This is a genomic window from uncultured Brachyspira sp. (assembly GCF_944390845.1).
Lineage (GTDB): Bacteria > Spirochaetota > Brachyspiria > Brachyspirales > Brachyspiraceae > Brachyspira > Brachyspira pulli.
On the sequence record NZ_CALXRM010000046.1, the window covers coordinates 20,647 to 27,632 of the forward strand.

The window sequence follows — 6,986 nt, forward strand, 5'->3', positions numbered from 1 at the left end:
TAACTTTGTCATTTTTTTAGTCAACTTTTTCCCGCCGCACACGCTCTGCGGACTTCGTCAAAGTTGCAAAAAGTGCAAGGATAGAATTAGTACTAAATCATACTAAAATTGTCTTACATGTAAGATAATTTATTAAATTAAAGCCCAAATGTAGCCTTTCGCGAAGCGTATCCGAGCCTGTCGAGGATATAGCTTCTTTGTGGCAATACTTACAGTACTTCCTTCGGTCGCAAAAGAAGTGGGGTATGGGGCAAAGCCCCAGATATAAAAACAAAAATATAACTTTACTTTTGACAAAGTATAGTTGTTTAGGTATATACTGAAAAATTTTGACTTTCTCAACCACTGCTGATATGTATTTGTTGATATAATCAAAAGACATTATTTTTATAAAAAATCAAGTTGCTTACAATACATTTAAAACATAATTAATTAAGGTATAATGATATTTGAGTATATAAATATTATTGTTCATCAAAAGGATTAACAACATCTTCTTTTTTTACATCTTTTAAGAAGTTAATAAATAAGTCAAATAATATAGGGTCTATTTGAGTATCATCTTTAATATAATTTTTATATATAAGTTTTACAGCTTCTTTAGCTTCTAATCCGCTTCTGTCATAATTCTTTTGAGGAAGTACTATAGTATCATATAAATCCACTATTTCCAAAATTTTAGCTGGTAAGAATGCCAAACTTTCAAGTCTTTCTATATCTTCAGAATTACTTGATATAAGCCATATAGGATTTATTTCTTTATTTTCTTTGATTTGCTTATGCATAAATGCTCTTAAAACACTGTATCCATGTCCATAGTATTCATGATGCATTCCAACAATCAAAGATATATCATCATTGTAATTTCTGAATAATTTTAAAAACTGATATCCTTTAATAGCATGAGAAGTGGATTTTTTATTATATTCTTTTGATTTATTAATATTTAAATAATCTAATTGTTTTATTTTTACAACGTCATGCCAGAAAGCACCAGCAGCAAAAATAGCTATATTAGGTAATGAAATCTTTTTTAGTCCGTTTTTAAATATACTTTCAAAAGTTATAGTTTTTTTATTAATTTTATAATGCTTAAATATCTTTTTATAATATTTTTTAAATTTTTTGTTAAAATTAGCAATAGTTTTTAATGCAAATTGACTTTTTACTTGCTCATTGTAGTATAGGAAAAATTCTATAAACATTATAAATACTCTGTTTCCATGTCCTATAACGTTTCTGCAAGTGAAAGTATCAAATTTGTAGAATAAATCAATATTAGGATATATTTTATCAATTAATTTTGTTACAGATAGTATTATATTATTTGATATATGCTGAGTATCATAATATTCTACATTGTCAAAATATATTTGATTTATTCTGTCTTTTGCGGCATTAACCAAATGAATCAAGTTAATTCTTTCTATGAAGGCAAGTTCAGTCATAATATCCAATATATAATCTATAGCTTCATTGTATAAATGCTTATCATAGTATTGATTTAATATATCCAAATGATTTTCTAATGAAATAGCCCTTGCTTTTGGTGATTCTCTTAAAATAATTTCAAGTATATCATATTCAAATCTTTTTGTTATTTCAGAATCAGGCAAACAGTCTTTATATATTTTTAGGAATTGATTAATATTTTTTATTTCTTTGTAGTTTTTATTATCTTTAGCTTCTAAGATAAGATCTAATATTTCTTTAGAAGATTTTGTTATATAAAATTTACTGAACAAATCAGAATTTACATAATTTTTATCGAATAATATATCTAATTTATGATTCGGCAAAGATAAACATATATTATCTTCATTCAAACATACTATTTCTTTGGAGTGAAATTTAATAATTTCTAAATGATTTTTTATAAAATCAAAATCTACTAATGCGTATTTATCTAGATTAATGCTCATAATTAACCTTATTGTTTTTATGCAACAATAATAACTTATTTTGTTTTTTTATCAATGATTTTTTATTATATTTTTATTTATTTTTTAAAAATATTGTTTAAAAGGTATTGACAAATTTTGTTTGTATAGTAAAATAATCAAACTTTGTAGATTTAATTGAATCTATTTTTTGATACTGGGGTGTCGTCAAGCGGTAAGACAATTGGTTTTGGTCCAATTATTCGAGGGTTCGAATCCTTCCACCCCAACTTTTCTGCTTATAATGGTATTTACATGGGAATAACAGACGAGATATTAATATTAAGTGGTACAGCAAATCCTCAATTGTCTGAAGATGTAGTTGCTAATCTTGGTTTAAAATTAGGCAATATGGAAATAAGGAAGTTTGCTGACGGTGAAACTTTCGTTCAAATAGAAGAAACTGTTAGGAATAAAGATACTTATGTAATACAACCTACAGGACGTCCTTCTAGTAGTGAAAGTTGGATGGAGCTTTATTGTATAATAGATGCATTAAAGAGAGCTAGTGCTAAACGTATTACGGCTGTTATACCATATTATGGATATTCTAGGCAAGATAGAAAGAATGAACCTAGAGTACCTATAACTGCAAAGTTAGTTGCTAATCTTTTATCAGAGGCTGGAGCTCATAGAGTTTTAGCTCTTGATTTGCATGCAGCTCAAATACAAGGTTTTTTTGATATTCCAGTTGATCATATGTTATCAAAAAATGTTTTCTTAGATAAAATAAGAAAAGACCTTGATATGAGTAATTCTATTATAGTATCACCTGATATAGGCGGTGTTGGAAGAGCTAGAGCTATAGCTAAACAGTTAAATCTTGATATTGCTATAATAGACAAAAGAAGAGACAGAGCTAATGAATGCGAAGTTATGAATATTATAGGTGATGTTAAAGATAAAGACGCTATTATTATAGATGATATAATAGATACAGGCGGTACTCTTATAAAGACTATGCAGGCTTTGAAAAAAGCTGGTATGAGAAGAATATATGTGTTTATAACTCATGCTGTATGTTCTGGCGATGTTTATGAAAGAATAAATGCCAGCGATATAGAAAAGCTTTACATCACAGATAGTTTAAGAGTTATGAAAGACAGATTAGGAAGCAAAATAGAAGTTCTTTCAGTAGCTCCAGTTATTGCTGATGCTATTAGACATATACATATGGAACTTTCTATAAGTGTTCTATTTGATAAGTAAAATATAATAAGGAAAGAAGATATGAGTGAGAATTATACTATTAAAGCTTTACAAAGAGATACTAAATTTAAAAGTGTTGGTCGTAAACTAAGAAATGAAGGTTACGCTTTAGCTACTCTTTATGGCAGAGAGAATCAATATTCTATCGCTGTAGAGTTAAAAGATTTTGTAAAAGTTTTCTCTTTAGCAGGTCAGCATGATATCATCACTTTAGACATAGAGAATGATAAAGCTAGAGAAGTTCTAGTAAAAGATTATCAAATAGATGGTATAAAAAGAGTTATTAGACATATAGATTTTTATGAAATAGATAGAAATAAAAAAATCAAAACTTTTGTTCCTATTCACATAGAAGGTATACCAGAAGGCGTACGTTTAGGCGGCGGTACACTTGAACAAGTAGAATATGGTTTACCTATTAAAGCTTTCCCTGGTTCTATACCTAGAGAGTTAATAGTAGACGTTAGTGAATTAAAAGTAGGCGATAGTTTACATATTAGTGATATTAAATTCCCAGAAGGTGTTGACCCTGTTGGTGATGCTTCTAAAGCTGTTGTTACAGTTGTTACTACTCAAGATGATGAAGCAGCTAATAAAGGGGCTGAGGCTTAATTGTTTCTAGGATTACTACTGCATGATGAAATTGGTAATGGGACTTGGTAACCCAGGCGAACAATATAAAAATCATAGACATAATGTCGGATATATGATTTTAGATAAGGTTGCTAAAAAACTTAATGTTGAATTAGATATTAAGAAAAAGAAAACTGTTTTTGGTAAAGGTAAGCATGGAAAAATGGAGTACTTGCTTCTTAAACCTCAAACTTTTATGAACTTATCTGGTGAAGCAGCTCTTTATATGGCTAGTTTTATGAAAATCACAGTAGAAAACATTATTGTTATCTATGATGATACAGATATACCTATAGGTGAATTTAGAGTTATTCCTTCAAAAACTGATGATTCTGAAGAAGAAGTTGAAGATTATAATATTGACCATAACGGTATTAAAAGTATAAAAGATTCTTTGAAAAGTTATAATTTTACAAAAATAGGTGTAGGAATAGGTGCTTGTCCTGAAGATGAGGAAAAAGCTGATTTCCTTTTATCTCCTTTCTCTAAAGATGAAAGAAAAAAAATTAGAGATATATCCGATGATGTTGTAGAAGCAACTTGTATAGCTTTATTTGAATCTCCTCAAGCAGCAAAAAAGAAATATTCATTATGACTAAATTAATTATAGGCCTCGGTAATCCGGGTGAGGAGTATAAAAACAATAGACATAATGTTGGTTTTATACTTATTGATAAAATAGCTCAGGAATTATCTCTTAATTTTGATAATAATAAAAAGAAGTCTTTATATGCAAGAGGTAAAAGCAAGGATATTGAATATATATTGCTTAAACCTCAAACCTTTATGAATCTTTCCGGTGAATCAGCAATTTATGTATCTAAATTCTTTAATGTAAAATTAGAAGATATCATAGTAATATATGATGATATGGATATACCTTTTGGAAGTTTTAAAATAAAGAAAGGCGGAAGTTCAGGCGGACATAATGGTATAAAAAGTCTGATTGCACATTTACAAAGTGATGACTTTACAAGAGTTAGAATTGGAATAGGAAGACCTAGTGCTGGTAAAAAAGTAAATGATTATGTGCTTTCAAATTTCAGCAAAAAAGAAAGAGAAGAATTGGATACTGTTATTGCTAATGATGTTATAGAGGCTGTAAAAGTAGCATTATTTGAGTCTCCTGTAATAGCTCAGAATAAGTACAATAAAAGAATCAATAATGAAAATTCAAATAAAAATAAAGGTAATAAAAATATGATTAAGATAGTAGCTAAAAATCCTGTAACAGCTGAAAATAAAGCAAAATTTATAGAAACTGCCAAAGAACTTATTGAAAAAAGCAGAAAAGAAAGCGGCTGTATTTCTTATAATTTATTTGAAAGTGTTGATGGTAAATATCTTACTTTTATAGAAGAATGGAAAAATGAAAAAGCTATAGAAGATCATAATAATTCTGATCATTTTAAATCTATAGTTCCTAAATTGGGAGAATTAACATCTGGTGAAATGGATGTTGTTTTATATAAAGAAGTGAAATAATAAGATTACATAAAAATAAAAGGAGTAAGAAACAAATTATATATTCTTACTCCTTTTTTATTATATTAGTTTTTTGATTCTATTTTTTTCTTATGTATAATAAAGAATGGTTTATATATTAAATAATCTATTATAATCAAGCCTATTATTAATAAAGGTGCCTTTATACAAAAATTAGTTGATATAAAAGAACCCAAAATAGATGGTGTAGTCCAAGGAACAGCAGCTATTATTTTGGATAAAAACTCAAATTTAAATAGATAATATGTTATAGAAGCATTTACTATAGGTGTTATTATGAAAGGTATGAAAAATGTGTTATTCATAATAATAGGAGTACCAAATAGTATAGGTTCATTGATATTGAATAAAGCTGGAACAATACTCATTTTACCTATTGATTTTAATTCTTCATTTTTACTCATAAGCATTGATATACATAATCCCAATGTAGCACCAGCTCCTCCTAAATATACAAAACTATTCATAAACTCACCTGCAAAAATTCTAGTTAAATTTTCTCCATTAATTAAAGCATTTTGATTAATAGTTAAATTTATTAATACTATTGGATTTATTATTGAAGATGCAACATTTGAACCATGTATGCTTCCGCAAAACCATAATATATGTACTAATAATAATATTAATATTATCAAAATTAAACTATCAGCAAAATTGTAAAAGTATTTCATAAAATTGAATATTATATTAGATACAGAATTGTTAATATAATGCTCTGTAATAATATTTGCTGCTTGACATAGTACTGACATTACTATAAATGGAATTATAGGTTCAATTGATTTTGCTATAGCAGGAGGAACTGATTGAGGGAATTTAATATTTATTTTTTTCTCTATTATAAATCTATATACTTCAACTGAAATTATAGAACATAGTATTGCTATTAAAACTCCTTTTGCATTCAAGTAGCTGGCATCTATTACATTTATAGTGCTTGATTCTTTTAAATACAATATATTTGAAGCTGAAGATGATATAGTTATTAACAAGCTTTTAGCAGACAATAAAATAAAAGAATATACTGATAAAAATGCATTAGTTTGGCTATCTAATTTATAATGCCCTGCTAATGAATATGCTATAGAATAAGAAAGAAATAATGATATAATACCTATACTCGCATTAAATATTTGAATATAGTATTTATAAAATGATGTAACAAAATTATGATATGCTTTTATATATAAAGCACCATTTTCATTTGCTAATGGTAAATTGAATATTATTATAAAAAATGAACCTATTAAGATTAAAGGACTGACAGCTCCAAATCCTGCATTAACAGCATTTATATATCTATTAGAAGAAATTTTAGCCATTATAGGTGATAATTTATTTTCTATAAAAATATTAATTTTTTCGGTATTCATTTCTATTTCCTTTTTTTATTTTGTAATAATATACTTGAATTATTAATTTTGTCAAAGTAGTTTTTATATATGTAATTTATATTTATTAATAATTTTAATAAATATAGTATATACCTAAACAACTATACTTTGTCAAAAGTAAAGTTATATTTTTGTTTTTATATCTGGGGCTTTGCCCACCGCTCTGCGTGCTTACGCAACACCCCACTTCTTTTGCGACCGGAGGGAGTGCCTGTGGCGTGCCCCAAAGAAGCAAAAAGGCTACATTTGGGCTTTAATTTAATAAATTATCTTACATGTAAGACAATTTTAGTATGATTTA

At 27.2% G+C, this 6,986-nt stretch carries 6 protein-coding genes and 1 tRNA gene; 5 read left to right on the forward strand and 2 right to left on the reverse strand.

Going from position 1 to position 6,986, the window contains the following annotated elements:
• Positions 1-464 precede the first annotated feature (464 nt).
• Positions 465-1,922: a phosphohydrolase gene (locus Q0K52_RS09855; RefSeq protein ID WP_297298952.1), complete on the reverse strand. Its 1,458-nt coding sequence runs from the start codon at positions 1,920-1,922 to the stop codon at positions 465-467.
• 176 nt (positions 1,923-2,098) lie between these two features.
• On the opposite strand from Q0K52_RS09855, the gene Q0K52_RS09860 reads away from it, so the two are divergent.
• The 5 genes from Q0K52_RS09860 to pth (Q0K52_RS09880) all read left to right on the forward strand — a co-directional run bounded on the left by Q0K52_RS09860 (position 2,099) and on the right by pth (Q0K52_RS09880) (position 5,267).
• Positions 2,099-2,170 (forward strand) — tRNA-Gln (locus tag Q0K52_RS09860).
• Positions 2,171-2,195: 25 nt separating this feature from the next.
• The gene (locus Q0K52_RS09865) at positions 2,196-3,149 is read left to right on the forward strand and encodes a ribose-phosphate pyrophosphokinase (protein ID WP_297298954.1); all 954 of its coding nucleotides are present in this window, start codon (positions 2,196-2,198) and stop codon (positions 3,147-3,149) included.
• Positions 3,150-3,170: 21 nt separating this feature from the next.
• Positions 3,171-3,761 (forward strand): 50S ribosomal protein L25, encoded by a 591-nt coding sequence (locus tag Q0K52_RS09870; RefSeq protein WP_297298956.1) that lies wholly within the window; start codon positions 3,171-3,173, stop codon positions 3,759-3,761.
• A 22-nt stretch (positions 3,762-3,783) separates the two neighbouring features.
• Positions 3,784-4,377 (forward strand): aminoacyl-tRNA hydrolase, encoded by a 594-nt coding sequence (gene pth, locus Q0K52_RS09875; RefSeq protein WP_297298958.1) that lies wholly within the window; start codon positions 3,784-3,786, stop codon positions 4,375-4,377.
• Positions 4,371-5,267 carry an aminoacyl-tRNA hydrolase gene (pth, locus tag Q0K52_RS09880; protein WP_367270993.1) on the forward strand — a complete coding sequence of 299 codons (897 nt, stop codon included), beginning with the start codon at positions 4,371-4,373 and terminating at the stop codon, positions 5,265-5,267. The genes pth (Q0K52_RS09875) and pth (Q0K52_RS09880) overlap by 7 nt, the downstream gene beginning before the upstream one ends.
• 65 nt (positions 5,268-5,332) lie before the next feature.
• Here pth (Q0K52_RS09880) and Q0K52_RS09885 read toward each other — a convergent pair whose 3' ends face one another.
• Positions 5,333-6,664, reverse strand: a complete 1,332-nt coding sequence (locus Q0K52_RS09885; RefSeq protein WP_297298962.1) for a PTS transporter subunit EIIC — start codon at positions 6,662-6,664, stop codon at positions 5,333-5,335.
• Positions 6,665-6,986: the final 322 nt, after the last annotated feature.